The organism is Streptomyces sp. NPDC048392, from assembly GCF_043200575.1.
In the GTDB taxonomy this organism is placed as follows: domain Bacteria; phylum Actinomycetota; class Actinomycetes; order Streptomycetales; family Streptomycetaceae; genus Streptomyces.
This window is the reverse complement of the sequence record NZ_JBICYB010000016.1, coordinates 114,355-140,133: the sequence shown is the minus strand read 5'-3', so window position 1 is coordinate 140,133 and position 25,779 is coordinate 114,355. Positions and strand designations below refer to the sequence as shown.

Sequence of the window (25,779 nt, the reverse complement as noted above, 5' to 3'; positions counted from 1 at the left end):
AATGCACACCGACACCGAGCGCTGCGTGCGCGCCGTCCGGTCGAAGGACGCGCGCTTCGACGGCTGGTTCTTCACGGCCGTCCTGACGACCGGCGTCTACTGCCGGCCCAGCTGCCCCGCGGTGCCGCCCAAACCCGGGAACATGACCTTCCACCCGAGTGCGGCGGCCTGCCAGCAGGCCGGATTCCGGGCGTGCAAGCGCTGCCGCCCGGACACCAGCCCCGGCTCCCCGGAGTGGAACCTGCGCGCCGACCTCACCGCCCGCGCCATGCGGCTGATCGCCGACGGCGTCGTGGACCGCGAGGGCATCCCCGGCCTCGCCGCCCGCCTCGGCTACAGCACCCGGCAGATCGAACGCCAGCTCCTCGCCGAACTGGGTGCGGGCCCCCTCGCGCTCGCCCGCGCGCAACGCGCCCACACCGCCCGGCTGCTCGTCGAGACCACCGCGCTGCCCATGGCGGACATCGCCTTCGCGGCCGGGTTCGCCTCCGTCCGCACCTTCAACGACACGGTCCGCGAGGTCTACGCGCTCTCCCCGAGCGAACTGCGCACCCGCGCCCCCGGGAGCCGCCCCGCCGGCACCGCCCCCGGCGCCCTGTCCCTCCGCCTCCCCTTTCGCACTCCGCTCAACCCCGACAACCTCTTCGGCCACCTCGCCGCCACCGCCGTCCCCGGTGTGGAGGAGTGGCGGGACGGTGCGTACCGCCGCACGCTCCGCCTTCCCTACGGTCACGGCGTCGTGGCCCTCACCCCGAACCCCGACCACATCGCCTGCCGCCTCACCCTCGGCGACCTGCGCGACCTGACCGTCGCGATCAGCCGCTGCCGGCGGCTGCTCGACCTGGACGCCGACCCGACGGCCATCGACGACCAGCTGCGTGCCGACCCGCTGCTCGCGCCGCTCGTCGGCAAGGCCCCCGGCAGGCGCGTCCCGCGCACCGTGGACGAGGCGGAGTTCGCCGTACGGGCCGTGCTGGGCCAGCAGGTGTCCACCGCCGCCGCCCGCACCCACGCCGCCCGCCTGGTCGTCGCGCACGGCGATCCGGTGGACGACCCCGAGGGCGGGCTGACCCACCTCTTCCCGTCACCCGGGGCGCTGGCGGCGGTGGACCCGGAGACGCTGGCCATGCCGCGGACCCGCCGCACCACCTTCACGACCCTGGTCTCCCGCCTGGCCGACGGCTCGGTCAATCTGGGCGTCGAGTGCGACCGGGACGAGACCCGCGCCCGGCTCCTCGCCCTCCCCGGCCTGGGTCCCTGGACCGCCGACGTCATCGCCATGCGCGCCCTCGGCGACCCCGACGCCTTCCTCCCCACCGACCTCGGCATCCGCCGCGCCGCCGCCGGACTGGGCCTGCCCTCCACCCCGGCCGCGCTCACCGCCCGCGCGGCGGCCTGGCGGCCCTGGCGGGCGTATGCCGTCCAGTACCTGTGGGCGACCGACAGCCACCCGGTCAACTTCCTGCCCGTATGAGCCCTCCCGAGGAATCGCCGTGAAGCAGCACACCGTGATCGACAGCCCCTGCGGCGCACTCACCCTCGTCGCCGAGGACGGCGCCCTGTGCGGCCTCTACATGACCGGTCAACGCCACCGACCGCCGGAGGAGACCTTCGGAACGGCCGACGACCGACCGTTCGCCCGGGCGGAGGAGGAACTGACGGCGTACTTCGCCGGTCAGCTGAAGGACTTCACCCTCGACCTGCGCCTGAACGGAACCCCGTTCCAACGCACGGTCTGGGACCAACTGCGCCGCATCCCCTACGGAGAGACCCGCACCTACGGCGAACTCGCCGCCGCCCTCGGCAACCCCACCGCCTCGCGCGCCGTGGGCCTCGCCAACGGCCGCAACCCGATCGGCATCATCGTCCCCTGCCACCGCGTCATCGGTTCGAGCGGCAGCCTCACCGGCTACGGCGGCGGCCTGGAACGCAAGCGGCGGCTGCTCGACTTCGAACGCGGACCGACGGGACCGGAGCCACTGTTCTAGCCTGCGCCCGCACGGTCCGTATCCGGTCCGCGCCCGCATCCGGTCCGCACCCGCTGGTGCAGTCCGTCCACGTTCTGCGTGAGCACCCCGAGCCGGTCGAGACGCCGGCACCGCTCAGGACGGCGACGAGGGGCTTGCTGGTCAGCGGTCGAGGGCAGGACGCCGGTGCGCGACCGGCGAGAGGTCATCGGTCGACTCGGACGCCGTCCTCCAGCTCGGCCGTCCCGGACCCGTCCGCCAGCACGTCCAGCGCGGCCAGCACCCGGCCGTGCAGCGCGCCGAGCAGGTGGTCGCCCAGTTCCTCGCGCGGCACCAGCCGCCAGGACAGCAGCTCCTCCTCCTGCAAACGGATCGCCTTGAGGTCGTCCTCGGACAGGACACCGCCGTCGTAGAGGTACGCCACGATCGGCGGCCGGTCCGGCCCGCTCGCCCAGTCCACCGCGAGCAGCCGGCCGATCCGCAGGTCCAGCCCGATCTCCTCGACGGTCTCCCGCCAGGCCCCCTGCCGCGGGGTCTCCCCGATGCCGGACTCGATCGTCCCGCCGGGCAACGCCCACCCCTCGCGGTAGTTGGGTTCGACGAGCAGCACCCGCCCTTCGGCGTCCCGGAGCACCGCGGCCGCACCGGCGAGCACGCGGGGGAGACCGGCGATGTAGGTGGCGTAGTCAGCAGTGGTCATCCCGAAAGCGTAACGAGCCCCGTGCGCCGTTCCCGGCCGTTCCAGGGTGCGGGCAGGGCATGACGACGTGGGCGTCCTCCGGTTAAGGTCGCAGCGGCGCGACTGCCTTGACGTGCGCAAGGCTCGGAGAGCAAGGGGAGATCAAGGTGGCTGACGCTGCTGTGGACGGGGCCCGCCGGGTACTCGTCGCCGCGGACAAGTTCAAGGGATCGCTGACGGCCGTGGAGGTCGCCGAGCGCGTCACGGCCGGACTGCGCCGCGTCGTGCCGGACGTACGGGTCGAGGCGCTGCCCGTGGCCGACGGCGGCGACGGCACGGTGGCCGCCGCGGTCGCGGCCGGTTTCGAGCGCCGGGAAGTACGGGTCGCCGGGCCCCTCGGTGACGAGGTGACGGCCGCGTACGCGCTGCGCGAGGGCACCGCCGTCGTGGAGATGGCCGAGGCCAGCGGCTTGCAACGGCTGCCCGCCGGTGTCCTGGCACCGCTGACCGCGTCGACGTACGGCTCGGGCGAGCTGCTGCGGGCCGCGCTGGACGCCGGGGCGCGGACGATCGTGTTCGGGGTCGGCGGCAGCGCCACCACCGACGGGGGCGCCGGGATGCTGTCCGCCCTGGGCGCGCGGTTCCCGGACGGGAACGGGGCACCCGTCGCGCCGGGCGGGGGCGGCCTCGCCGGCCTGGCCTCGGCCGACCTGTCCGGTCTCGACCCGCGACTGTCCGACGTGGAACTGGTGCTCGCCAGCGACGTCGACAACCCGCTGACCGGGCCGAAGGGCGCCCCGGCCGTCTACGGCCCGCAGAAGGGTGCCTCGCCGGACGACGTGACGGCCCTGGACGCCGCCCTCGCGCACTTCGCCAAGGTGCTGGAGGGGACGGAGGGCGTGGGTGCGCGGGCCGCCGAGTACGCCGCCTCCCCGGGGGCGGGTGCGGCGGGTGGCATCGGTTTCGGCGCGATGCTGCTCGGCGCCCGGTTCCGGCCCGGCATCGAGGTGATGCTGGACGTGCTGGGCTTCGCGCCGGCGCTGGAGCGGGCGGACCTGGTGATCACCGGGGAGGGCTCGCTGGACGAGCAGACCCTGCACGGGAAGGCCCCGGCGGGCGTCGCCGCGGCGGCACGGGCCGCGGGCAAGGAGGTCGTCGCGGTGTGCGGGCGGCTGGCGCTGCCGGCGGAGGCGCTGGGGCGGGCCGGGATCCGGCGGGCCTACCCGCTGACGGATGTCGAGCCGGACGTGGCGAAGTGCATCGCGGACGCGGGGCCGATTCTGGAGCGGGTGGCGGAGGCCATCGCGCGGGACTACGTCGCGTAGAGGGGTTTCGGGGTTTCGCTCCCGCCGCCCCTGCCGGTCTCCGCCCCTGCCGGTCCCCGCCCCTGCGGGTCCCCGCCCCTGGGGGCTGCCGCCCCGGGCCCCCGCTGCCGGCCCGAACGGCCTCGTCCTCAGACGCCTGACGGGCCGGAGGCCGCGGCATCCTTCCAGCCCACCGAGTCGGGCGCTTCCAGCCCACCGAGTCGGGCGGTGGCTGGGCACGGGCCCGGAGGCCGGGGGCGGAGCCCCCGGGGACGCCGACACCGACGCCTGGCACGCACAGAACAGAGCACAGAACAGAAGGGCCCCGAACCCGACCCGGGTCCGGGGCCCACTCGGCGGAGCGCTACGGCAACTGTGCCGCCCGCGCCTCCCGCCGGTTGTCACGGAAGTTGTTCACCCGCCGAGCCGTCGCGAACAGCGGAATCACCGCGCCCATGACCAGTTGCAGCGCGCACCCCGTCTGGAGCAGCAGCTGTCCGCTCGGCGCCTCGAAGGCCCAGCCGGCCAGCAGCCCCATCGACAGGACGATCCACGACAGCATCGCCACCGCGAGGCGCCCCCGGGGCTTCGGGTACTCGACCCGGCTCACCATCAGCCAGGCGGTACCGATGATCGCGAGCAGCGTCGCCACGAACGGCAGCTCCAGCAGCACGATCGACACCACCGTCAGCGCGCCGAACGGCGACGGCATGCCCTGGAACGTGCCGTCCTTGACGGTCACGCAGGAGAACCGTGCGAGCCTCAGCACCACCGCCAGCAGCACCACGATGGCCCCCACCGCCGCCACCCGCTGGTAGGCGTCGTCGGCGACCATGCCGTAGACGAGGACGAAGTACGCCGGCGCGAGGCCGAAGCTGATGAGGTCGGAGAGGTTGTCCAGCTCCGCGCCCATGGGCGAGGAGCGCAGCTTGCGTGCGACCAGGCCGTCGCACAGGTCGAAGATCGCCGCGCACAGCATCAGGATGACCGCGGTGGCCGCGCTGTGCCGGGCCATGCCCGACTCGTCGCTGCCCATCAGGTGCGGGATGAGGATGCCGGTGGTGGTGAAGTACACCGCCATGAAGCCGCACGTGGCGTTGCCGAGCGTGAGCGTGTCCGCTATCGACAGGCGGAGCGAGAGCGGCATCTCCTCGTCGTCGTCCACGTCGTCGGCCTCCGGCACCCATCCCGCCTGGGTCTGTGGATCAATCACGGTCAATTCGAGTCACCCCAGCCACCGTCTTCTGACCCACCTCGACCGCGACGTCCACACCCTCCGGCAGGTACAGGTCGACACGCGAACCGAAACGGATCAGACCGACCCGGTCGCCCTGCTCGACCTTCGTGCCCCGCGGCATGTACGGGACGATGCGGCGGGCCACCGCGCCGGCGATCTGGATCATCTCGATGTCGCCCAGCTCGGTGTCGAAGTGCCAGACGACGCGCTCGTTGTTCTCGCTCTCCTTGTTGAAAGCGGGAACGAAGCCGCCCGGCACGTGCTCGACCGACGTCACCGTGCCCGACAGCGGGGCGCGGTTCACGTGGACGTTGAGCGGGCTCATGAAGATCGCGACGCGGGTGCGGCCGTCCTTCCACGGCATGATGCTCTGCACCACACCGTCGGCGGGGGAGACGACCCGGCCCTGGGTGATCTCGCGCTCGGGGTCGCGGAAGAACCACAGCATCCCCGCCGCGAGCGCGGTGGCGGGGACGGCGACGGCCTTGGCGGCGCCGGAGCGGCGGGCGCGCAGGAGGCTGACGGCTGCGGTGGCGACGGTCGGCAGAAGCCACGGCGATGCTCCGCGCGCGAGGCGTACGCCGGCGAGGCTGTCGCGAGGTGCAGAGGTTTGGCTGTGGGGCATGGATGACCTTCGTAGCGGATGATGCCGCGCTCTGACGGGGGACGGCGGCTTTCCGGCGATCGTAGCGGCTTCCTGCCGCAACTGGGTAAGCCAGGAAGCCGAGTCGGCGGCCGAACCGTGCCTACGGGGTGTGACCTTCTTCTCCAAGAAAACACCCCGTATCCGGACATCTAACCCTGGAACCGATACTCTTCGAGCAGTCGGCGGCCGATGATCATTTTCTGGATCTCGGCGGTGCCTTCACCGATGAGCAGCATCGGGGCCTCGCGGTAGAGGCGCTCGATCTCGTACTCCTTGGAGAAGCCGTAACCGCCGTGGATGCGGAAGGCGTCCTCGACGACCTCCTTGCAGTACTCGGAGGCGAGGTACTTGGCCATCCCCGCTTCCAGGTCGTTTCGTTCGCCCGAGTCCTTTTTGCGCGCGGCGTTCACCATCATCGCATGCGCCGCCTCCACCTTGGTAGCCATCTCCGCGAGCTTGAACTGAATGGCCTGGTGCTGGGCGATCTGCTTGCCGAAAGTGTGACGCTGCTGGGCGTACCGGACACCGAGTTCGAAGGCACGCTGCGCGACGCCGCAGCCACGGGCCGCCACGTTGACGCGGCCGACCTCGACGCCGTCCATCATTTGGTAAAAACCTTGGCCGGTGACGCCGCCGAGCACCCGATCGGCCGGAACGCGCAGGCCGTCCATGATGAGCTCGGTGGTGTCGACGCCCTTGTAGCCCATCTTGTCGATCTTGCCGGGGATGGTCAGACCGGGGCGGACCTCGCCGAAACCGGGCTCCTTCTCCACCAGGAAGGTCGTCATCGACTTGTGGGGAGCGGTCCCGTCGGGGTGACCCTCGTCACTCCGCACCAGAACGGCCACCAGCGACGACGTACCGCCGTTCGTCAGCCACATCTTCTGGCCGTTCAGGACGTACTCCCCGCCGTCCTTCACCGCCTTCGAGGAGATGGCCGACACGTCGGAGCCGAGCGCCGGCTCGGACATCGAGAAGGCGCCCCGGATGTCACCGGCGGCCATGCGGGGCAGGAAGTGGTCCTTCTGCTCCCGCGTGCCGTGCTGCTTGAGCATGTACGCCACGATGAAGTGCGTGTTGATGATGCCGGACACCGACATCCAGCCGCGGGCGATCTCCTCCACGCACAGGGCGTAGGTCAGGAGCGACTCGCCCAGGCCCCCGTACTCCTCGGGAATCATCAGGCCGAACAGGCCGAGTTCCTTCAGCCCGTCGACGATGTCCTGCGGGTACTCGTCCCGGTGCTCCAGCTCGGTGGCGACCGGGATGATCTCCTTGTCCACGAAGTCCCGGACGGTGGAGAGGATCTCCCGCTGGACGTCCGTGAGGCCGTGGGTCTGGGCGAGGCGGCTCATCTTCTACTTCTCCTGTTCCTTCGGCTCGGGTCGGCCGGGCTGTTCGCCGCCGCGCTCCTTGACGTACGTCTCGGTCGGCACCATCACCTTGCGGCGGAAGACGCACACGAGCGTGCCGTCCTGCTTGTAGCCCCTGGTCTCGACGTGGACGATGCCGCGGTCGCTCTTCGACTTCGACGGCCACTTGTCGAGCACGGTCGTCTCGCCGTAGAGCGTGTCGCCGTGGAAGGTCGGGGCCACGTGCCTGAGCGACTCGATCTCCAGGTTGGCGATCGCCTTGCCCGAGACGTCCGGGACGGACATGCCGAGCAGGAGCGAGTAGATGTAGTTGCCGACCACCACGTTCTTGCCGAAGTCCGTCGTCGTCTCGGCGTAGTTGGCGTCCATGTGGAGCGGATGGTGGTTCATGGTGAGGAGACAGAACAGGTGGTCGTCGTACTCCGTGACCGTCTTCCCTGGCCAGTGCTTGTACGTCGCCCCGACCTCGAACTCCTCGTAGGTGCGTCCGAACCGCATCGCCCTCAGCCCTCCGGGATCTCGAACTTCGACGTGCGCCGCATACCGGCCGCGCGGCCCTTGCCCGCCACGACCAGGGCCATCTTGCGGCTGGCTTCGTCGATCATCTCGTCGCCGAGCATCGCGGAGCCCTTCTTGCCGCCCGCCTCCGAGGTGCAGTACTCGTAGGCGTCCAGGATCAGCTCGGCGTGGTCGTAGTCCTCCTGCGAGGGCGAGAACACCTCGTTGGCCGCCTCGACCTGACCCGGGTGCAGTACCCACTTGCCGTCGAAGCCGAGCGCGGCGGCGCGACCGGCGACCTCGCGGAATCCGTCCACGTTCTTGATCTGCAGGTAGGGACCGTCGATCGCCTGCAGGTCGTTGGCGCGGGCGGCCATCAGGATCTTCATCAGGATGTAGTGGTAGGCGTCGGCCGGGTAGCCGGGCGGCTGCTCGCCCACGACGAGGGACTTCATGTTGATGGAGGCCATGAAGTCGGCCGGACCGAAGATGATGGTCTCGACCCGCGGACTGGCCTGTGCGATCTCGTTGACGTTGTTGAGGCCCTGCGCGTTCTCGATCTGCGCCTCGATGCCGATGCGGCCGACCTCGAAGCCCATCGTCTTCTCGATCTGGGTGAGCAGGAGGTCGAGGGCCACCACCTGGCGGGCGTCCTGGACCTTCGGCAGCATGATGCAGTCCAGGTTCGGGCCGGCGCCCTCCACCACCGTCACGACGTCCCGGTACGTCCACTCGGTCGTCCAGTCGTTGACGCGCACTACGCGGGTCTTGCCCGTCCAGTCGCCCTCGTTGAGGAACTTGACGATGGTGTGCCGCGCCTCCGGCTTGGCGAGCGGCGCGCAGGCGTCCTCCAGGTCCAGGAAGACCTGGTCGGCGGGGAGACCCTGGGCCTTCTCCAGGAAGCGGGGGTTGCTTCCAGGGACCGCGAGGCAGGAGCGCCGGGGGCGCGATCCGGAGGTGCCCTCCCGTAGGGGCGTCGTCCGAGGGCGGTTGACGGTGGTCATGCGGGGACCTCCAGGGGGTCGAGCTTGTTCGCGTTCCGGATCTCGTCGACGATCCGGCCGATGATGCCGGTGATGTCGAAGTCCTTCGGGGTGAAGACCGCGGCCACTCCCGCGGCCCGCAGTTCCTCGGCGTCACCGTTCGGGATGATGCCACCGGCGATCACCGGTATGTCCGTGGCACCGGCCACACGGAGCCGCTCGAGCACGTCCGGTACCAGCTGGGCGTGCGAGCCGGAGAGGATGGACAGGCCCACCGCGTGCACGTCCTCCGCGAGGGCGGCGTCCACGATCTGCTCCGGGGTGAGCCTGATGCCCTGGTAGACCACCTCGAACCCGGCGTCGCGGGCCCGCACGGCGATCTGCTCGGCGCCGTTGGAGTGGCCGTCCAGGCCGGGCTTGCCGACCAGGAAGCGGAGCTTGCCGACGCCCATCTCCTTGGCCGTCAGCTCCACCTTGCGGCGCACCCGTGACAGGGCCGAGCCCTCCTCGGCGGTGACCGCGACCGGCGCCGACGACACGCCGGTCGGCGCCCGGAACTCGCCGAACACCTCGCGCAGCGCTCCCGCCCACTCGCCGGTCGTGGCGCCGGCGCGGGCGCACTCCAGAGTGGCCTCCATGAGGTTCCCGGTGCCGCGCGCGGTCTCCTTCAGTTTCTCCAGCGCCTTGCACGGGCGCGGGTGGTTGAAGGGCGGCTGGTAGCGGGTGTCGCGCCAGTTCTCCAGCGAGGCGATGACGCGGGCCTCCACCGCCGGGTCGACCGTCTGGATCGCGGTGTCCAGGTCGGCGGTCAGCGGGTTGGGTTCGGTGCCCTCGAAGGCGTTGACACCGATGATCTTCTCCTCGCCGGACTCGATCCGGGCCCGGCGCTCGGCGTGCGAGGCGACCAGCTGGGACTTGAGGTAACCGGACTCGACGGCCGCCATCGCGCCGCCCATCTCCTGGATGCGCTCGATCTCCGCGAACGCCGCGTCGGCCAGCTCCTCGACCTTCGCCTCGATCACCTTCGAGCCCTCGAAGATGTCCTCGTACTCCAGCAGGTCGCTCTCGTGCGCCAGCACCTGCTGGATGCGCAGCGACCACTGCTGGTCCCAGGGGCGCGGCAGACCGAGCGCCTCGTTCCAGGCCGGCAGCTGCACGGCACGCGCGCGTGCGTCCTTGGACAGGGTGACGGCCAGCATCTCCAGCACGATCCGCTGGACGTTGTTCTCCGGCTGAGCCTCGGTCAGGCCGAGCGAGTTGACCTGGACGCCGTAGCGGAAGCGGCGGTGCTTGGGGTCCCCGATGCCGTACCGCTCGCGGGTGACACGGTCCCAGATGCGGCCGAAGGCACGCATCTTGCACATCTCCTCGACGAAGCGGACGCCCGCGTTCACGAAGAAGGAGATGCGGCCGACCACGTCGCCCATGCGCTCCTGCGGCACCTGACCGCTGTCGCGGACCGCGTCCAGGACGGCGATCGCGGTGGACATCGCGTACGCGATCTCCTGCACCGGCGTGGCGCCCGCCTCCTGCAGGTGGTAACTGCAGATGTTGATCGGGTTCCACTTCGGGAGGTGCGAGACCGTGTACGCGATCATGTCGGTCGTCAGGCGGAGGGACGGTCCCGGCGGGAAGACGTGCGTCCCCCGGGACAGGTACTCCTTGACGATGTCGTTCTGCGTCGTGCCCTGGAGCCTGGTGATGTCCGCGCCCTGCTCCTCCGCGACGACCTGGTAGAGCGCCAGCAGCCACATGGCCGTGGCGTTGATGGTCATCGAGGTGTTCATCTGCTCCAGGGGGATGTCCTGGAACAGCCGGCGCATGTCACCGACGTGCGCCACCGGCACGCCGACCCGGCCGACCTCGCCGCGGGCGAGGACGTGGTCGGAGTCGTACCCGGTCTGGGTCGGCAGGTCGAAGGCGACCGACAGGCCCGTCTGGCCCTTGGCGAGGTTGCGCCGGTACAACTCGTTGGACGCCTCGGCCGTGGAGTGACCGGCGTAGGTGCGCATGAGCCACGGCCGGTCCTTGTGACGATCGGTCATGCGGCGCTCCTCAGATGTTCCGGAAGCGGTTGATGGCGTCGACGTGCCGGTCGCGCATCTCCCGGTCGCGCACGCCGAGGCCCTCCTCGGGGGCGAGGCACAGGACGCCGACCTTGCCCTGGTGGAGGTTGCGGTGGACGTCGTAGGCGGCCTGGCCGGTGTCCTCCAGGGAGTACACCTTGGAGAGCGTGGGGTGGATCTTGCCCTTGGCGATGAGGCGGTTGGCTTCCCAGGCCTCGCGGTAGTTGGCGAAGTGGGAACCGATGATGCGCTTCAGGGACATCCACAGGTAGCGGTTGTCGTACTCGTGCATGTAGCCGGAGGTCGAGGCACAGGTGGTGATGGTGCCGCCCTTGCGGGTGACGAAGACGGAGGCGCCGAAGGTCTCGCGGCCGGGGTGCTCGAAGACGATGTCGATGTCCTCGCCGCCGGTGAGTTCGCGGATGCGCTTGCCGAAGCGCTTCCACTCCTTCGGGTCCTGGGTGTTCTCGTCCTTCCAGAACCTGTAGCCCTCGGCGTTGCGGTCGATGATCGCGTCCGCGCCCATCGCCCGGCAGATGTCCGCCTTCTGCTCGCTGGAGACGACACAGATCGGGTTGGCGCCGCCGGCCAGCGCGAACTGGGTCGCGTACGAGCCGAGTCCGCCGCTCGCACCCCAGACGAGCACGTTGTCGCCCTGCTTCATCCCGGCGCCGTTGCGCGAGACCAGCTGGCGGTACGCGGTGGAGTTGACCAGGCCGGGAGCGGCGGCCTCCTCCCAGCTGAGGTGGCCGGGCTTGGGCATCAGCTGGTTGGACTTGACGAGGGCGATCTCCGCGAGGCCGCCGAAGTTGGTCTCGAAGCCCCAGATGCGCTGCTCGGGGTCGAGCATCGTGTCGTTGTGGCCGTCGGACGACTCCAGCTCGACGGAGAGGCAGTGTGCGACGACCTCGTCGCCCGCCCGCCAGGCGTTGACGCCCGGACCGGTGCGCAGCACCACGCCCGCGAGGTCGGAGCCGATGATGTGGTACGGCAGGTCGTGGCGCTTGGTGAGCTCGCTGACCCTGCCGTAGCGCTCCAGGAACCCGAAGGTGGACATCGGCTCGAAGATCGAGGTCCACACCGAGTTGTAGTTGACCGAGGAGGCCATGACGGCCACCAGGGCCTCGCCGGGGCCCAGCTCGGGCAGCGGCACCTCGTCCAGGTGGATCGACTTGCGGGGGTCCTTGTCGCGGGTCTCGAGGCCCGCGAACATCTCCGTCTCGTCCTTGTGCACGGTGATCGCGCGGTACGACTCGGGGAGCGGCAGAGCGGCGATGTCGGCCGACGTGGTGTCGGGCGACTGGATCGCGTCCAGGATGTCCTTCACGGTCACGGTGTTGCCTCCGGCGGTGAGCGCCCTGAGGGAGGGGGCGCTGAGGGTTACGTCGGTGCTGCTGAGGTGAGGGTGTGTGCCTGTGACGCAGGCGTTCGGACGCGCAGGGGGTGAGGTGCGGGGACAGCCCGAACACCATCAACGTATGACACCGCGTGTCACCTCGCAAGGCACTGAGTGCCAGAAAATGCTCTCAGATGAAATCTTTACGCTACAGATGAGCGATGATCGATCGGATTGTCTCTCGCCGAAGGGGAAAAAGGCGCACCGACATGCGAAAACGGCCACCCGATGGGTGGCCGTCGTCACAGTGCGATAGGTCGGTCAGCGCATCGGTCAGCGCTCCTTGAGCGCCTGCTCGATGGTGCGCATGACCTCGTGCAGCGGCGCGTCGGTCCGCGCCACCGTCACGAGCACCTCGCCCTGCGCGGAGGCCGAGGAGGCGGCCGGCCGCGCGGTGGAGGCGGTGCTGCGTCCCGCCCCGATGCCCGTGCCGAAGGTCCTCCGCACGATCGCGAAGGCGTGGTCCAGCTGGGCCTCCACGTCGCCCTGGCCGTCGGCCCGCAGCCAGCGCCGCAGCACGTGGTTGTGCGCGGTGACCACGGCGGACGCGGCGACCTCCGCCAGCAGCGGGTCGTCGTTGGCGTCGTCGTCGTGGGCGTGCTCGTCGAAGTGGCCGAGCAGGTAGCGCGTGAACAGGCGCTCGTAACGGGCCACCGAGGCGATCTCCGCCTCGCGCAGGGTGGGCACCTCGCGCGTCAGCTTGTAGCGGGCGACCGAGATCTCCGGCCGGGCCGCGTACATCTTCATGACCTCCTTGATGCCGCGGCACACCGTGTCGAGCGGGTGCTCGTGCGCGGGTGCCGCGTTGAGCACCGCCTCGGCGCGTACCAGGGTGTCGTCGTGGTCCGGGAAGATCGCCTCCTCCTTGGACCGGAAGTGGCGGAAGAAGGTGCGACGGGCGACTCCGGCGCGGGCCGCGATCTCGTCGACGGTGGTCGCCTCGTACCCCTTGGCCGCGAACAGCTCCATCGCCGCCGCCGCAAGTTCCCGGCGCATTTTGAGCCGCTGGGCGGCGGCTCGGCTGCCGGCCGCGCTCTCCGGCGCGTCGGGCGTGGCTGAGGTACGTGAGGACTTGGCGGGCTGGGGCATGACCCGAACGTACTGCATGTGTGCGCAATCATGCGTGTGACCGGGGATTCCCCCGCCCGCAGGGGGCGGGGGAGACCCGGCCGGACCGAGCAGTCCGCCCCAGTCCCCCGTGGACCGGAACCAGTCACCCGGCCTCTCAGCGCCGGGCATGCTCACGGAAGCCGCGGCCCGTCTTGCGGCCGAGGCAGCCCGCGGCCACCAGGTGCTCGAGCAGCGGTGCCGGAGCCAGGCCCGGGTCGCGGAACTCGCGGTGCAGGACTTTCTCGATGGCCAGCGACACGTCGAGTCCCACCACGTCGAGCAGCTCGAAGGGGCCCATCGGGTAGCCGCCGCCCAGCTTCATCGCCGCGTCGATGTCGTCGAGGGTGGCGTAGTGCTCCTGCACCATCTTGACCGCGTTGTTGAGGTAGGGGAACAGCAGCGCGTTCACGATGAAGCCGGCCCGGTCGCCGCAGTCCACGGCGTGCTTGCGCACCTCGGCGCAGACCTCGTGGACGGTGGCGTGCACGTCGTCGGCGGTCAGCACCGTGCGCACCACCTCGACGAGCTTCATCGCCGGGGCCGGGTTGAAGAAGTGCATGCCGACCACGTCCTGCGGGCGCGAGGTGGCGCGGGCGCAGGCGACGACCGGCAGGGAGGAGGTGGTGGTGGCCAGCACCGCGCCGGGCTTGCAGACCTTGTCCAGCGTGGCGAACAGCTGCCGCTTCACCTCCAGGTCCTCGGCGACCGCCTCCACGGCCAGGTCGACGTCCGCGAAGTCGTCGTAGGTCCCGGTCGGCGTGATCAGCTCCAGCGCCCGCGCGGCGGCCTCGGCGGTCATGCGCCCCCGGTCGACACCGCGCGCGAGGGACTTGCCGATCCGGGCCTTGGCCGTCTGCGCCTTCTCCGCGCTGCGTGCGGCGAGCACGACCTCGTACCCGGCCTTGGCGAACACCTCCGCGATGCCGGACGCCATGGTGCCCGACCCGGCCACCCCCACCGACCGGACCGGCCGCCCGGCGACCGGGGCGCCCCCCCTGCCCGGGGTCAGCGCGTCCGGCACGACGACCGCGCTGCCGGGCGCCTCGTAGGTGTAGAAGCCGCGTCCCGCCTTGCGCCCGGTCAGGCCCGCCTCGCTGAGCTGCCTGAGGATCGGCGCGGGGGCGTGCAGACGGTCGTGCGAGGCGGTGTACATGGCCTCCAGGACGGTACGCGCGGTGTCCACGCCCACCAGGTCCAGCAGGGCCAGCGGCCCCATCGGCAGACCGCAGCCGAGCCGCATCGCGGCGTCGATGTCCTCGCGGGAGGCGTAGTTCGCCTCGTACATCGCGGCAGCCTGGTTGAGGTAGCCGAACAGCAGGCCGTCCGCGACGAAACCGGGCCGGTCCCCGACCGCGACCGGCTCCTTGCCGAGGTCGAGGGCGAGGTCGGTGACGGCCGTGACGGCGCTGGGCGCGGTCAGCACCGAGGAGACGACCTCGACCAGTTTCATCGCCGGCGCCGGGTTGAAGAAGTGCAGGCCGAGCACCCGCTCCGGGTGGGCCGAGTCCGCCGCCAGCCGCGTGACGGACAGCGCGTTGGTGCCGGTCGCCAGGATCGCCTCCGGGCGCACGATCGAGTCCAGCTCCCGGAAGACCTGCTGCTTGACCTCGTACGACTCCGGAACCACCTCGATCGCCAGGTCGGCGCCGGCCGCCGCCCGCAGGTCGGTGGAGGTCCGGACGCGGCCCAGCACACCGGCCCGCTCCTGTTCGGTCAGGCGCCCGCGCTCGACGGCACGGGCGGTGGAGGACTCGATCGCGGCGAGCGCCTTCGCGGTCTGCGCCTCGCCGACGTCGATGCCGACGACGTCACGGCCGGCGGCGGCCAGGACCTCGGCGATGCCGGTGCCCATGGTGCCGAGACCGACCACGGCGATGGTCCGGAGCGGGGACAGAGGGGGGTCGGACAGGGGAGTGGCCATCGCGGGACTCCAGGAATGAGGGTGACGACGGGAACGCCCCCCGGACGCGCCGTGGGGCGCGCCGGGTGCGTGGGAAAGGAAGGAGTGCGGGTGTTGCCGGGCCGAGTCGCGCACACGCCCGGTGCCGTCGCGGAGGGCGTGCACACGCCCGCCCCGCCCGGCGGCCTTCGACCGGCCCTGTCCCGAGGCCGGGTCCTGATGCGGTACCCGAGGTACCGGACCGACTGCTCTCCCGGGGGTTGCGTCACCAGACCACCGGGAGGGGTTGCTGCGAGTGGGTGACCCGCTCGTCTGAGATTAACTCGCGGGTAACGAGCGCGCCAGCCCTCGGTGTTCGTGATGTACGTCCCACCCGCGGGGTGACGCCCCTAACCTCGGTGCCATGGACGAAGAGTCGCGCATGCTCACGGAGCGCTTACGGGCCGAGTCGGCCGCGTCGGACGCTCCGGGCGCCCCGGCGGCGTACGACCGCCTCGTGGCGACCGGGGACCACGACGAGCTGGCCGCGGTGCTCACCGAGCCCGGGCACCCGCTCTGGGCGCGGGAACTGGCCGCGTACCGGCTCGCAACCGCGGGGGACCGGCGGGCCTTCGAGTCGCTCGTGCTGCTGCTGAACCACCGCGACCCGGCGCGCTGCGCCTCGGCCGCGCACGCCCTGGCCCGCCTCGGTGACCCGCGCACCGCACGCGCCGCCGCGACCCTCGCCACCAACGAACTGCGGGTCGCCTACGCACTGCACCCGGTGCGGCTCCTGGTCGAGCTGCGGGCCCCCGAGTCGGTGCCCGCGCTGGTCACCACGCTGGAGCGGCGGCTGCGCCCGCACGATCCGTACCGGCGTGTGGCGCTCGCCTGTGTCGAGGGCCTCGGCACTCTCGGCGACGACCGCGCCGGCCCCGTCCTGAACGACGCCCTGGCCCACCCGGCGCTGGCCGAGGCGGCCGTGCGGGCGCTGGCGCGCATTCCGGGGCAGCGGTGAGGGGGCGGGCGCCGGTACCGGGACGGTGGCGGCCGGCGGGCCCGTGCCGGAGTGGTGGCGGCCGGAGTGGTGGCAACCTGGACGGTGACGCCCGGAGTGGTGGCGGCCGGAGTGGTGGCAACCTGGACGGTGGCGGCCGGAGCGGCGACGGCCGAGACGGTGACGCCCGGATGCCGACGGCCGAGACGGTGACGCCCGGATGCCGACGGCCGGGTGGTGACGCACCGTCAGCCGGTCAGCGGCCGTGCGTACCGCACCTCGGGTACGGCGACTCCCGCCACCACGAACGGCTCCTCGGCGCCGTCGGGGCCGAAACCCGCCCGCTCGTAGAAGCGCCGGGCACGGACGTTGCCCCGAAGCACCCACAGGAGCATGCGCGCGTGCCCGGCGCTCTCGCACCGGCGTACCGACTCCCGGAGCAGGGCCCGCCCGACGCCCGCGCCGAACCGGCGGGCGTCGACGTAGATCGCGTACAACTCGGCGTCCGCGGTGCGCACTTCGCCGTCGCGGTAGGGGCCGTGGCAGGCCCAGCCGGCGACCTCGCCGTCCTCGCCCTCGGCGACCAGGTTCACCACGCCCTCCGGCGCCCGCGCGAACAGCTCGCGGCGCCGCCCGGCGTCCTCGGCGGCGTCCATCGCGTCGAGGTAAGGCTGCGGCACCAGGCCGCGGTAGGCGGTCTGCCAGCCCCGGACGCGGATCTCCGACACCCGCTCGCAGTCGGCGAGCGTCATCGGCCTCACCAGCACCCGCGGTCGCGCCTGCGGGCCGGTCACGGGGCCACGACCGCGAACGCCTCGATCTCCATGAGGAACTCCGGCCGGACCAGCGCGGCGACCTGCACCGCCGAGGCGGCCGGCAGCCGGTCGTCGGGCAGGTGCTCGGCGCGGGCCGCGCGGATCGCGCCCATGTACGCCATGTCCGTGACGAAGAAGGTCAGCTTCGCCACGTCGTCGAAGCCCGCGCCGGCGGCGGCCAGACACCGGCGCAGGTTCTCGAAGACCTGACGGGCCTGGGCCGCGGGATCGCCCTCGCCGACCACCCTGTTGTCCTCGTCCAGGGCGAGCTGACCCGAGACGGCCACGAACCGCCCGGTGCCGAGGACGACATGGGTGTACTGCGCGGCGGGCGCGACGCCCTCGGGAGCGGGGATCCTGGTCAGCTCACTCATGCGCCCATCGTGGACCACGGCACCGACGGCGCCCGCCGCGGGGTCAGCCGCGGAAGCCGAGCAGCCCGTGCAGGGTCGAGCCGCGGGACGACGTCGACGCCGCCTTGGACTCCAGCGGCTCGGGGTCCGGCAGCGCCGGGCACACCGCGTCCGCCTCGCCGCCCTCGCCGTGTGGCACGGTGCCGTCGGTCAGGTAGGCGGACAGATGCCGGTCCAGGCAGGAGTTCCCGCTCAGCGTGATGCCGTGGTTGCCGCCGCCCTCCTCGACGACGAGGCCGGAGCCGCGCAACGACCGGTGCGCGGCGACGCCGCCCTCGTACGGGGTGGCCGCGTCGCCGGTCGCCTGGAACAGCAGCGCGGGCGGCAGTTCGCCGTTGGCGACGTCCACCGGCTGCCGCGACCGCGTGGGCCAGAACGCGCACGGCGCGTTGTACCAGGCGTTGTTCCACACCATGAAGGGCGCCTTCTCGTACAGGCCCCAGCTGTCGTCGCGCCACTCTTCCCAGTCGCGCGGCCAGCCGGCGTCCCGGCACTCCACGGCGGTGTAGACGCTGTACCCGTTGTCCCCGGCGGAGCCCTGCGCCCCGAAGTTCTCGTACGCCTCGACGAGCAGGTCGGTGTTCCCGTCGTCGGCGTACGCGGCGAACGCCTCGGCCAGGTAGGGCCAGTAGCCGTTGTAGTAGCCCCCGGGGATGAAGGTGTCCTCCAGTTCGGAGGCGCCCACCCGCCCGTCCGCGGGCTGCTTCGCCAGCGCCGCCCGCATGGCGTACCAGGCGGTCTCGACCCGCTCGGGGTCGGTGCCCAGTCCGTAGGCGGCGTCGTGCTCGGCGATCCAGGCCAGGAACGCCCGGTGGCGGTCGTTGAAGGCGAGGTCCTGGTGGAGGTTGGCGTCGTACCAGACGTCGGCCGGGCCGACGACGGAGTCCAGGACCAGCCGCCGTACCCGTAGCGGGTAGAGCTTGGCGTAGACGGCGCCCAGGTAGGTGCCGTAGGAGTAGCCGAAGTAGTTGATCTTCTCCGAGCCGAGCGCCTCGCGGATCACGTCCACGTCCCGCGCGGCGCTGACCGTGTCGATGTACGGCAGTACGTCCGCGTACCTGTCACCGCAGGCGTCGGCGAAGGACTTCGCGCGCGCCAGGTTGGCCTGCTCGACGCCCGGCGAGTCCGGCAGCGAGTCGGGACGCACCGGATCGAAGTGCCCCGGCCTGCAGTCCAGCGCGGGGCTGCTCCTGCCCACGCCGCGCGGGTCGAAGCCGATGACGTCGTACTGGGCGGCCACCTTCGCGGGCAGCGAGGACGCCACGAACCCGGCGAGCGTCAGCCCGCTGCCGCCGGGTCCTCCGGGGTTCACCAGCAAGGGGCCCTGGTACGTCGCGGCGGTGTGCGGGACGCGGGACAGCGCCAGCGTGATCTGCCTTCCGCGCGGACGCCCATGGTCGAGCGGCACCTTCAGGGACGCGCACTGGAGCGTCGGGTAGTCCTCCGTGGCGCACTTCTTCCAGTGCGGGGCCGCCGCGGCGGGCGCGGGCCGCGGTGCGCTCGCCTCGGCGGGGACGGCCGTGACGGTCCCGGCGGCGATGACGGCGGCGCCGCACAGTACGGCTGCGCGTTGTCTCATGGCGTACTCCCAGGACTCCCGGACGGAGCGGCTGCGGTCCGCGCGGGTCGCGGTCCTCGCCGGATCGTCCCGGGGAGAGCCCGGGGAAGAACGCGAGCCGTCCATACTTGACCCGATTGGGCCGGAAGATGCCCTCCAATGCCCTCACAGCAGCGAAAGCTGGATCGGCTCCGGCTCCGGCTCCGGCTCCGCGATCCGTCGTGGCATCCCCGCGCGTGCGGGGCCGATGCCGTACTCGCGGGCCAGGTCGTGCACCTGGCGCGTGACGCGGCGCTGATACCACTTCGGGGCGTAGGCGCCGTCCGCGTAGAGGCGCTCGTAGCGGCGGACCAGGTGCGGGTGGTGCTGCCCGAGCCAGGTCATGAACCATTCGCGGGCGCCCGGGCGCAGGTGCAGTACCAGGGGTGTCACCGATGTGGCACCGGCAGCGGCGATGGCACGCACCGTGGCCCTCAGCTGGGCCGGCTCGTCGCCGAGGAAGGGGATGACCGGTGCCAGTGTGGGCTCACCCCATCGCCAACCCCGCCCGGCCGGATGGGAGCGGGAAGCCGTCGATGACGCCGGCGGCTTCGTTCCAGGAGTCCGAGGACAGCCACTTCGACTTCCTGCGTGGCCGGCTGGAGCACCTCCAGGCCACGGTCGACGCGCGAGAGAAGCAGCCCCTGACGGGCGCGCAGATCGCGCAGATCACTGCGGCGGTCGCCGCGAGCCCTGCGCTCGCGGAGTCTCTCGCCGACACCATCGCCGCCCGACTCAAGGACTGAGCCATGAGGATCTCCACCATCGCGAAGTCGATCGTCGGCGGTGCCGCCGCCGGCACGGCCGCTATGGCCACCGCTGTGCAGGACGGGACGCTGACGGCCGGAGAGGGCGTGACCGTGGTCCTGGCGGTGCTCGCCTCTCCCGGGCTGACGTGGGCGGTCCCGAACCGGAAGCCGACGGACTCGTGACCGCGGCTCCGGGCCCGGCGACCAACGTGGCCGTGGAACTGGCGCAGCTACGAGGGGAGACCCACACGGGCCTGGAGCAGATAAAGGGCACCCTGGGGGTCCTCGTAGAGAGGACCCCCAGGACCGACGCCGACGTCCGCCAGCTGCGTGCCGACATGGAAAAGGAGATCGACGATCTGCAAAAGCAGATCGACGAGCTGAACAGGGGGCGCTGGCCCCTCGCGCAGATCGGCGCTCTCGCCGCGGTAGTCGGTGTCGTCGCGGCGGTGATCGCTCTGTTCCTGACCTGACCGCTGGTAGGCGTCTTCTGATCGATGTCCCCGCCGCCTTCGGGTGGCGGGGGCTTTTGCGCGTGTCCGAGACCTTGTGCGTTCCGGCCATGGTGGCGCATTGTGGTCGTCCCATCGCCTCACCGGTGCCCTCCGCAAGAGGTCCGGCACCTCCCGGGGGCGGTGGACTGGCGCCCCATGTCACGCCCCAGGTGGATGTGGTGTCGCTGCCCCCGCTGTCGCCCCCGTCAGCGGGGGCTTGATCGTGTGCCCGGGCACGCCGGGCGGCCACGGTGGGGGCTGTGGCGTCCGGGCGGTGGCCGCTCCACCGGCAACGGCCCCCGCCGTGGAGCGGGGGCCGCTGAGAGGGTCCCCGACTGTGCGTACGGGGTACCGTTCTGAGTGTCGAGTTCAGAACGGAGCCAGTATGCCCCCGTACGCTGAAGAACACACAGGCGCACGCATCGCGCACGCACGCAAAGTTCGCCGTTTGACGCAACGCGAGCTGGCGGACCTCTCGCACGTCTCCTACAGCAGCCTGACGAAGATCGAGCAGGGCATTATGCCGGCGAGCCCGTCGGTGATAGGCGCGCTCGCCCGCGCCCTGTCCGTGCCGGTCGCGGAACTGCACGGCCAGCCCTACCTCGATGAGCTGAGGCAGGATCAACTGGACGGGCTGATCAACCCGATTCGTGAGGCCCTCAACATCTACGACCTCGGGCCTGACCCCGACGTTACGCCGCGCTCCCTGGACGAACTGGAAGCGGCTGCTGACGAGCTGTGCGCCCAGGTGCGCGCCACGAACATCAAGCAGGTCGCTGCCGAGCTGCCCGGCCTGATCCATGAGGCTACGACGGCCGCGCACACCGAGGCGACCGACCGCAGCTGGCAGTTGCTGGCGAGCACGTACCGGACTGCGTACGACGTGACGACCAAGCTCGGGTTTCCCGACCTGTGCACCGTGGCCCTGGACCGGATGGACTGGGCGGCGCAGAAGGCATCCGACCCCGTACTCGCCGGCATGCGGCAGTACCTGCGGGCGCTGGCCTACCTGAGGGCCAGCGACTACAAGACCGGCAAGCGCCTCATCAACCTGGGCATGTCGACGCTGGAGCAGGCGGAACAGGGCCGGGTCCTGGACGTCGTCACCGGCCAGCTGCACCTCGGAGCCGCCGTACTCGCCGGCCGGGACCAGGACGAGGACTCCGCGGAGGCGCACCTGACCGAGGCCGGTCGGATCGCCAAGCGAACCGGCGCGGCAGAGAAGGTGCACTGGCTCAGCTTCGGCCCGACCAACGTGGGCGTACACCGCGTGAGCGTCCTCGCAGAGCTGGACTTGTACCCGGAGGCCGTCGACCAGGCGCAGCAGCTGCCGATCCCGGACGACTGGCCGCCGTCCCGGCTCGCGCACCACCACTCGGAGGTCGCGCGGGCGCAGATGTGGACTGGCCGGACAGACTCTGCCTTCAAGAGCCTGCTGGCCGCGCGCAAGCTCGCCCCCCAGCAGACGAAGTACCACCCGACCGTGCGGGAGACGTACGTCGGGCTGGAAGCGGCGAAGCGCCGGATGCCCGACACTTTCTCCAACTATGGTGCGTGGCTGGGCGTGTGACGCTGCGTCAAAGCTGCAGCCGGAACTATCAGTGAGGACTGATAGTTCCGGCCTTTTCGTGTCGGCACTCTGAAATGGCAGACAGGACCCCCGCAACCGAGCGACCGGTCCGGGGGCATGGCCAACGCCACTAGGAGCGTCGACACCATGAACGCTACCGCCCGCCCGTCCGATGCGTCACCGCGGCCTCCGCTCAACACCGCGGAGATGAGAGCCACCACCCGCCGCCTGCTGGCCGCGGATGCCGAGCCGCCCTCGCCCGAGGACCTGGAGATGCTCACCCTCCGGCTGCGCGGCTACATGATGCTGGCCATCCCCGTTGTCGAGTCGGCCGCGCTCACCTGGCCCAAGGACGACGTGCCGCGCGCCTGCGCGCTCGCCTGCATCGGCGAGGCCCGCATGCGGCTGCGCCTGGAACCCGGCCGCAACCTGCCCGCCGGCATCCGGCACGCGAAGCGCCTCGCCCGGTCTGTGAACGCCCTGTGCGACCACTACCAGACGGTGGGCGGCGGGCACCGGTGACCGCCGAGGTGCACGTGTGCCGGTACTGCGACAGCCCGATCCCCGACCCCGACGATGCCGTCCTCGTCTCCCACGAGGGTGGCAACTCCGGGCCCGGCTGGAACATCTGGGCCCACCGGGCGCACGCCGACCTGGTGGAGCCCGACCCGGCAGCCGTCCGCATCCTGGCCCGGGTCCTGCTCGTGCGGGCGACACGGCCGTGAAGGCGATCGTCGGGCTCCTCGCGTACGTGGCGGCCGTCTCAGGCCCGGTCCTCGCCCTGGTGCTGGCGCGGACACCCAGCTGACGCACCCCCATGGCGACCGCAGGGTCAGGGTCGCACCCCATGAACGCCCGTCCCGTCGGCGGACCGCAAGCAGCCGGCGGGGCGGGCCCCGACCGAACACGATTCGAGCAAAGGACTCACGATGTCTCTTCTGGACCTCGGGCGGGAAGTTTTCCCGCTCGTACCCGAGGGCGGGCGCATCCCGCACAGCACCGAGGCGCCGAGCAGCCCCGAATCGCGGCCGTGGGCCCTCCGCTTCGCCGCGCTGCCCGACGCCACGCAGGCCATCGTTCGGCCCCCCGCCGTCTACGACGAGGACGCGCAGATGTCGGTGGGCGTGTACGACGGGCCACTGCCGTACATGCAGACGCACTCCCCGACCATCCCCGACGGCAGCACGACCAACCCGCCGCCGCTGGACGAGGGCCCGAAGGACTGACGCCGATGTCCACCATTCTCGTGATCGCGGCACGCGACGACTGGCCGACCGACCGCGTCGTCAAGGCCCTCACGGACGGTGGCGCGGAGGTGTTCCGCATGGACACCGCAGAGTTCCCGCAGGAACTCACCCTCGCCGGGCGCATCGACGCCCGGCGAGGGTGGTCCGGCGGACTCACCACCGCCCACCGCGCCGTCGACCTCGCTGACGTCAGCGCCGTCTACTACCGCGCCCCGAACGCCTTCGACCTGCCCGCCACCATGTCCGGGCCGGAACGCCGATTCGCCGCCGCCCAGGCACGCGCCGGGCTGGGCGGCATCATCTCGGCCCTGGACTGCCGCTGGGTCAACCATCCGGCCGCCACGTCCCGCGCCGAGTACAAGCCGCTACAGCTGTCCACCGCCCGCGCCTGCGGCCTGACCATCCCGCCCACGCTCATCACCAACCGGCCCGACGCTGCCCTCGCGTTCGCAGGCGAGATGCACGGCGACATCATCTGCAAGCCGGTCGCCTCGCCAGTCCTCATCGAGGACGACCAGCTGAAGACCGTCTACACCCGCCGTCTCACGCCGGCCGACATGAGCGACCTGCGCGGCATCGACACCACCGCCCACCTGTTCCAGGCCTGGGTCGACAAGACCCACGAAGTGCGGCTCACCGCCGTCGGCGGGCAGCTCCTCGCCGCCGAAGTCCACGCGAGCAGCGACCAGGCCCACACGGACTGGCGAGCCGACTACGCGTCCCTGACCTACCGGGCCACCGAAGTCCCCACCGATGTGGCTGCGGGCGTGCGACGCTACCTGGACGCGCTCGGTCTGCGGTTCGCCGCCCTGGACTTCGTCGTCAGCTCCGACGGCGGCTGGACGTTCCTGGAGGCCAACCCGTGCGGGCAGTGGGACTGGATCCAGCACGCCACCGGCCTGCCGATCGCCGAGGCCATCGCCGACGAACTCCGAGGAGACGCGCATGAGCACTGACGCGGCCCGCCGGTACATGGCCGGCCTCACCGCAGAGCTGGAGCACGCGGGCGCCATCCGCAGCCGGGCCTGGTCCCGGGCGTTCGCCGCCACGCCCCGGCACGTGCTGGTGCCGTCCTGGCTGGAGCAGGAGACCAACGAGCGCGGCATCGCCGTGTGGCGGCAGCGCCAGGCCAGTGACGAGGTGGGGCTCGCGGCCGTGTACCGCGACGTGACCCTCGTGACAGCCCTTGACCCGGCCACCGCCGACCAAGTCGACACCGGTGCGTGGACGGGCATCCCCACGTCGTCCAGTACCCAGCCCAGCCTCATGGCCGGGATGCTCGAAAGCCTGGACGTGGCGGACGGGCAGCGCGTCCTGGAGATCGGCGCGGGCACCGGCTACAACGCGGCCCTGCTCAGTGCCCGCCTCGGTGACAGGGCCGTCTACTCGGTGGACGTCGACCAGGCCCTGGTCGACGCCGCCCGCGAGCGCCTCGCCGCGGTCGGCCACCATCCGCGGCTGACGGCGAGTGACGGCACCCACGGCTACCCGGACGCCGGCACCGTCGACCGGATCATCGCCACCTGCTCGGTGCCGGCCGTTCCGGACGCGTGGCTGGACCAGCTGAGGCCCGGCGGCATCATCGTCACCGACATCGCGCTCGGCATCGAGGGCGGACTCGTCAGGCTCTCCCGCCGCGACGACGGCAGCGCCCGCGGGGTCTTCACCGCGGCGTCGGGCCGCTTCATGCCGGCCCGGCGCGAAGCCAGCACCTACCCGGCCCGCCGGCGTCCCGAGCGGGCGTCCACGGCCGGGACCCGGCCTACCAGCCTCACGGCGGCTGTTTCTAAGGACGTTTTTGGGCTCCAGTCGACGGAGGTTTTCTGGCTCCATGGTTGGGCTGGAGGGGGCGTGAGGCGGTGTGATTCACGCCCCTGTAGCAAGGTGATTTGGCCCCACTTCGATCGAGTGGTTCCGCTGGCCCTGGAGGTGGGGTCTCGCGGTGGTTTGGGAGCCTCGGTCAGCCTGCCGTCAGCGTGCCCCCGACAGGTGCGTGGAGGCTGCCGGCCCGGCTCGACTCAGACCGTGGACCGCCCAGTGTCCGCGGTGGCTGGACGAGAACGGGCATTGGTCCGGCCGGCACTGGGACCCGGCGGCCGGACCCGGAACGGCTGCGGCCGGCCCCCGTCAGGGGGCCGGCCGCAGTTGTCGGCGAGGGTTAGCGGCAGTGCCGTAGCTAACCCTCAGCTTGGCGGGGCATGCGCAGGGACGCGTCCAGGATGGTCATGAGCTGTGCTGCACGGCTCTTGCCAGTCGGTGCCAGAGGGTATCTGTTCAGAACATCGATCAGGACGGGTGTGGCGCGTTGTCGAGCCTTCTCGATCAGCCGGAGCCCGACGGCGAAATCATCGTCCGCGTTCAATTCTCCAACGCGCGCGGCGCTTGCGGCGGCTCTCAGGATGTGACCCACTTGGGTGGCTTTCGCGATCGGATGGAGGTAGGCCGCAGAGGCGGCATCTCCCGCAGCGCGCGCAGCGAGCCGTGCAGTGTCCGTGGTCGCTTCCTTCGCCGCCCGGTGGGCGTCCAAGGAGGTGATGCGCTGAAGTTTGGTCCTTCTGGCGCCGTTCACGAACTCCCGCGCAGCGTTAATGGCTGCACGAGGCCGAGGATCGCCGGGGTTGGCCTCCTCGAACACCGGAAGAACTTCCTCAGCGCTCTCCAGAACGTAGTGGGCGACGACTCGCAGTTCGTCCATGGTCAGCTCGAAGTCCCCAGATCCGATCGTCACGGACCCGATTCTCGCATCGAGCGATCATCTG

The 25,779-nt window shown here is 71.4% G+C and carries 27 protein-coding genes and 1 pseudogene; 13 read left to right on the top strand and 15 right to left on the bottom strand.

Going from position 1 to position 25,779, the window contains the following annotated elements:
- Position 1 precedes the first annotated feature (1 nt).
- Positions 2-1,474 (top strand): AlkA N-terminal domain-containing protein, encoded by a 1,473-nt coding sequence (locus tag ACGFYH_RS22225; protein WP_393804904.1) that lies wholly within the window; start codon positions 2-4, stop codon positions 1,472-1,474.
- Between the two features lie 19 nt (positions 1,475-1,493).
- On the top strand, positions 1,494-1,988 hold the full coding sequence (locus ACGFYH_RS22220; protein WP_393804881.1) for a methylated-DNA--[protein]-cysteine S-methyltransferase: 495 nt from the start codon (positions 1,494-1,496) through the stop codon (positions 1,986-1,988).
- A 184-nt stretch (positions 1,989-2,172) separates the two neighbouring features.
- Here the strand turns inward: ACGFYH_RS22220 and ACGFYH_RS22215 are convergent, their stop codons facing one another.
- A complete protein-coding gene (locus tag ACGFYH_RS22215) occupies positions 2,173-2,667 on the bottom strand; it encodes an NUDIX domain-containing protein (protein WP_393804880.1) in 495 nt (164 codons plus the stop codon).
- A gap of 161 nt (positions 2,668-2,828) precedes the next feature.
- Here ACGFYH_RS22215 and ACGFYH_RS22210 point away from each other — a divergent pair, with 161 nt between their 5' ends.
- Positions 2,829-3,971 (top strand): glycerate kinase, encoded by a 1,143-nt coding sequence (locus ACGFYH_RS22210; protein ID WP_393804903.1) that lies wholly within the window; start codon positions 2,829-2,831, stop codon positions 3,969-3,971.
- 343 nt (positions 3,972-4,314) lie between these two features.
- Here the strand turns inward: ACGFYH_RS22210 and pssA are convergent, their stop codons facing one another.
- The 9 genes from pssA to ACGFYH_RS22165 all read right to left on the bottom strand — a co-directional run bounded on the left by pssA (position 4,315) and on the right by ACGFYH_RS22165 (position 15,180).
- Positions 4,315-5,133 (bottom strand): CDP-diacylglycerol--serine O-phosphatidyltransferase, encoded by an 819-nt coding sequence (gene pssA / locus ACGFYH_RS22205; RefSeq protein ID WP_393804902.1) that lies wholly within the window; start codon positions 5,131-5,133, stop codon positions 4,315-4,317.
- 22 nt (positions 5,134-5,155) lie between these two features.
- Positions 5,156-5,812: a phosphatidylserine decarboxylase gene (locus tag ACGFYH_RS22200; RefSeq protein WP_393804879.1), complete on the bottom strand. Its 657-nt coding sequence runs from the start codon at positions 5,810-5,812 to the stop codon at positions 5,156-5,158.
- Between the two features lie 170 nt (positions 5,813-5,982).
- Positions 5,983-7,188, bottom strand: a complete 1,206-nt coding sequence (locus ACGFYH_RS22195) for an acyl-CoA dehydrogenase family protein (protein WP_393804878.1) — start codon at positions 7,186-7,188, stop codon at positions 5,983-5,985.
- A gap of 3 nt (positions 7,189-7,191) precedes the next feature.
- Positions 7,192-7,704: a MaoC family dehydratase gene (locus tag ACGFYH_RS22190; RefSeq protein WP_393804877.1), complete on the bottom strand. Its 513-nt coding sequence runs from the start codon at positions 7,702-7,704 to the stop codon at positions 7,192-7,194.
- 5 nt (positions 7,705-7,709) lie between these two features.
- A complete protein-coding gene (locus ACGFYH_RS22185; RefSeq protein WP_393804876.1) occupies positions 7,710-8,708 on the bottom strand; it encodes an HpcH/HpaI aldolase/citrate lyase family protein in 999 nt (332 codons plus the stop codon).
- Positions 8,705-10,732, bottom strand: coding sequence for a protein meaA (locus ACGFYH_RS22180; protein WP_393804875.1), 2,028 nt, complete (start codon positions 10,730-10,732; stop codon positions 8,705-8,707). The genes ACGFYH_RS22185 and ACGFYH_RS22180 overlap by 4 nt, the downstream gene beginning before the upstream one ends.
- A gap of 10 nt (positions 10,733-10,742) precedes the next feature.
- A complete protein-coding gene (ccrA, locus tag ACGFYH_RS22175; protein ID WP_393804901.1) occupies positions 10,743-12,080 on the bottom strand; it encodes a crotonyl-CoA carboxylase/reductase in 1,338 nt (445 codons plus the stop codon).
- A 342-nt stretch (positions 12,081-12,422) separates the two neighbouring features.
- A complete protein-coding gene (locus ACGFYH_RS22170) occupies positions 12,423-13,238 on the bottom strand; it encodes a TetR family transcriptional regulator (protein ID WP_393804874.1) in 816 nt (271 codons plus the stop codon).
- A gap of 136 nt (positions 13,239-13,374) precedes the next feature.
- On the bottom strand, positions 13,375-15,180 hold the full coding sequence (locus ACGFYH_RS22165) for a 3-hydroxyacyl-CoA dehydrogenase family protein (protein WP_393804873.1): 1,806 nt from the start codon (positions 15,178-15,180) through the stop codon (positions 13,375-13,377).
- A gap of 382 nt (positions 15,181-15,562) precedes the next feature.
- Between ACGFYH_RS22165 and ACGFYH_RS22160 the strand changes: the two genes are divergently transcribed.
- Positions 15,563-16,156 carry an adenylosuccinate lyase gene (locus ACGFYH_RS22160; protein ID WP_393804872.1) on the top strand — a complete coding sequence of 198 codons (594 nt, stop codon included), beginning with the start codon at positions 15,563-15,565 and terminating at the stop codon, positions 16,154-16,156.
- A 227-nt stretch (positions 16,157-16,383) separates the two neighbouring features.
- Here ACGFYH_RS22160 and ACGFYH_RS22155 read toward each other — a convergent pair whose 3' ends face one another.
- From ACGFYH_RS22155 to ACGFYH_RS22140, 4 genes and pseudogenes are all read right to left on the bottom strand, one after another.
- A complete protein-coding gene (locus ACGFYH_RS22155) occupies positions 16,384-16,887 on the bottom strand; it encodes a GNAT family N-acetyltransferase (RefSeq protein ID WP_393804871.1) in 504 nt (167 codons plus the stop codon).
- 38 nt (positions 16,888-16,925) lie between these two features.
- On the bottom strand, positions 16,926-17,324 hold the full coding sequence (locus tag ACGFYH_RS22150) for a RidA family protein (RefSeq protein ID WP_393804870.1): 399 nt from the start codon (positions 17,322-17,324) through the stop codon (positions 16,926-16,928).
- A gap of 43 nt (positions 17,325-17,367) precedes the next feature.
- On the bottom strand, positions 17,368-18,942 hold the full coding sequence (locus ACGFYH_RS22145) for an alpha/beta hydrolase (RefSeq protein WP_393804869.1): 1,575 nt from the start codon (positions 18,940-18,942) through the stop codon (positions 17,368-17,370).
- A 144-nt stretch (positions 18,943-19,086) separates the two neighbouring features.
- Positions 19,087-19,440 (bottom strand): annotated as a pseudogene (locus ACGFYH_RS22140) (radical SAM protein); the annotation flags it as partial.
- Between the two features lie 56 nt (positions 19,441-19,496).
- Here ACGFYH_RS22140 and ACGFYH_RS22135 point away from each other — a divergent pair.
- The 9 genes from ACGFYH_RS22135 (at position 19,497) to ACGFYH_RS22095 (ending at position 25,249) form a co-directional block, all read left to right on the top strand.
- Positions 19,497-19,706, top strand: a complete 210-nt coding sequence (locus ACGFYH_RS22135) for a hypothetical protein (RefSeq protein ID WP_393804868.1) — start codon at positions 19,497-19,499, stop codon at positions 19,704-19,706.
- Between the two features lie 3 nt (positions 19,707-19,709).
- Positions 19,710-19,892, top strand: a complete 183-nt coding sequence (locus tag ACGFYH_RS22130; RefSeq protein WP_393804867.1) for a hypothetical protein — start codon at positions 19,710-19,712, stop codon at positions 19,890-19,892.
- Entirely contained in the window at positions 19,889-20,182 is a 294-nt protein-coding gene (locus ACGFYH_RS22125; protein WP_393804866.1) for a hypothetical protein, read from the top strand. The genes ACGFYH_RS22130 and ACGFYH_RS22125 overlap by 4 nt, the downstream gene beginning before the upstream one ends.
- Before the next feature lie 406 nt (positions 20,183-20,588).
- Positions 20,589-21,773, top strand: coding sequence for a helix-turn-helix domain-containing protein (locus ACGFYH_RS22120; protein ID WP_393804865.1), 1,185 nt, complete (start codon positions 20,589-20,591; stop codon positions 21,771-21,773).
- A gap of 207 nt (positions 21,774-21,980) precedes the next feature.
- The gene (locus tag ACGFYH_RS22115) at positions 21,981-22,295 is read left to right on the top strand and encodes a DUF6415 family natural product biosynthesis protein (protein WP_393804864.1); all 315 of its coding nucleotides are present in this window, start codon (positions 21,981-21,983) and stop codon (positions 22,293-22,295) included.
- Entirely contained in the window at positions 22,292-22,498 is a 207-nt protein-coding gene (locus ACGFYH_RS22110) for a hypothetical protein (protein WP_393804863.1), read from the top strand. The genes ACGFYH_RS22115 and ACGFYH_RS22110 overlap by 4 nt, the downstream gene beginning before the upstream one ends.
- Before the next feature lie 204 nt (positions 22,499-22,702).
- Positions 22,703-22,999, top strand: a complete 297-nt coding sequence (gene tgmA, locus ACGFYH_RS22105; RefSeq protein ID WP_393804862.1) for a putative ATP-grasp-modified RiPP — start codon at positions 22,703-22,705, stop codon at positions 22,997-22,999.
- A 5-nt stretch (positions 23,000-23,004) separates the two neighbouring features.
- The gene (tgmB, locus tag ACGFYH_RS22100) at positions 23,005-23,976 is read left to right on the top strand and encodes an ATP-grasp ribosomal peptide maturase (protein ID WP_393804861.1); all 972 of its coding nucleotides are present in this window, start codon (positions 23,005-23,007) and stop codon (positions 23,974-23,976) included.
- Positions 23,966-25,249, top strand: a complete 1,284-nt coding sequence (locus ACGFYH_RS22095; protein ID WP_393804860.1) for a methyltransferase domain-containing protein — start codon at positions 23,966-23,968, stop codon at positions 25,247-25,249. The genes tgmB and ACGFYH_RS22095 overlap by 11 nt, the downstream gene beginning before the upstream one ends.
- On the opposite strand, the gene ACGFYH_RS22090 is transcribed toward ACGFYH_RS22095, so the two are convergent.
- Positions 25,197-25,748, bottom strand: a complete 552-nt coding sequence (locus tag ACGFYH_RS22090) for a putative immunity protein (RefSeq protein WP_393804859.1) — start codon at positions 25,746-25,748, stop codon at positions 25,197-25,199. The genes ACGFYH_RS22095 and ACGFYH_RS22090 overlap by 53 nt on opposite strands.
- Positions 25,749-25,779: the final 31 nt, after the last annotated feature.

Excerpts from the sequence above, each read along its gene's own strand:
- ACGFYH_RS22225 (WP_393804904.1), top strand. The coding sequence starts at position 2 with ATGCACACCGACACCGAGCGCTGCGTGCGCGCCGTCCGGTCGAAGGAC.
- ACGFYH_RS22215 (WP_393804880.1), bottom strand. The coding sequence starts at position 2,667 with ATGACCACTGCTGACTACGCCACCTACATCGCCGGTCTCCCCCGCGTG.
- ACGFYH_RS22200 (WP_393804879.1), bottom strand. The coding sequence starts at position 5,812 with ATGCCCCACAGCCAAACCTCTGCACCTCGCGACAGCCTCGCCGGCGTA.
- ACGFYH_RS22195 (WP_393804878.1), bottom strand. The coding sequence starts at position 7,188 with ATGAGCCGCCTCGCCCAGACCCACGGCCTCACGGACGTCCAGCGGGAG.
- ACGFYH_RS22190 (WP_393804877.1), bottom strand. The coding sequence starts at position 7,704 with ATGCGGTTCGGACGCACCTACGAGGAGTTCGAGGTCGGGGCGACGTAC.
- ACGFYH_RS22185 (WP_393804876.1), bottom strand. The coding sequence starts at position 8,708 with ATGACCACCGTCAACCGCCCTCGGACGACGCCCCTACGGGAGGGCACC.
- ACGFYH_RS22180 (WP_393804875.1), bottom strand. The coding sequence starts at position 10,732 with ATGACCGATCGTCACAAGGACCGGCCGTGGCTCATGCGCACCTACGCC.
- ACGFYH_RS22170 (WP_393804874.1), bottom strand. The coding sequence starts at position 13,238 with ATGCCCCAGCCCGCCAAGTCCTCACGTACCTCAGCCACGCCCGACGCG.
- ACGFYH_RS22165 (WP_393804873.1), bottom strand. The coding sequence starts at position 15,180 with ATGGCCACTCCCCTGTCCGACCCCCCTCTGTCCCCGCTCCGGACCATC.
- ACGFYH_RS22160 (WP_393804872.1), top strand. The coding sequence starts at position 15,563 with ATGGACGAAGAGTCGCGCATGCTCACGGAGCGCTTACGGGCCGAGTCG.
- ACGFYH_RS22155 (WP_393804871.1), bottom strand. The coding sequence starts at position 16,887 with ATGACGCTCGCCGACTGCGAGCGGGTGTCGGAGATCCGCGTCCGGGGC.
- ACGFYH_RS22150 (WP_393804870.1), bottom strand. The coding sequence starts at position 17,324 with ATGAGTGAGCTGACCAGGATCCCCGCTCCCGAGGGCGTCGCGCCCGCC.
- ACGFYH_RS22145 (WP_393804869.1), bottom strand. The coding sequence starts at position 18,942 with ATGAGACAACGCGCAGCCGTACTGTGCGGCGCCGCCGTCATCGCCGCC.
- ACGFYH_RS22135 (WP_393804868.1), top strand. The coding sequence starts at position 19,497 with ATGACGCCGGCGGCTTCGTTCCAGGAGTCCGAGGACAGCCACTTCGAC.
- ACGFYH_RS22130 (WP_393804867.1), top strand. The coding sequence starts at position 19,710 with ATGAGGATCTCCACCATCGCGAAGTCGATCGTCGGCGGTGCCGCCGCC.
- ACGFYH_RS22120 (WP_393804865.1), top strand. The coding sequence starts at position 20,589 with ATGCCCCCGTACGCTGAAGAACACACAGGCGCACGCATCGCGCACGCA.
- ACGFYH_RS22115 (WP_393804864.1), top strand. The coding sequence starts at position 21,981 with ATGAGAGCCACCACCCGCCGCCTGCTGGCCGCGGATGCCGAGCCGCCC.
- tgmA (WP_393804862.1), top strand. The coding sequence starts at position 22,703 with ATGTCTCTTCTGGACCTCGGGCGGGAAGTTTTCCCGCTCGTACCCGAG.
- tgmB (WP_393804861.1), top strand. The coding sequence starts at position 23,005 with ATGTCCACCATTCTCGTGATCGCGGCACGCGACGACTGGCCGACCGAC.
- ACGFYH_RS22095 (WP_393804860.1), top strand. The coding sequence starts at position 23,966 with ATGAGCACTGACGCGGCCCGCCGGTACATGGCCGGCCTCACCGCAGAG.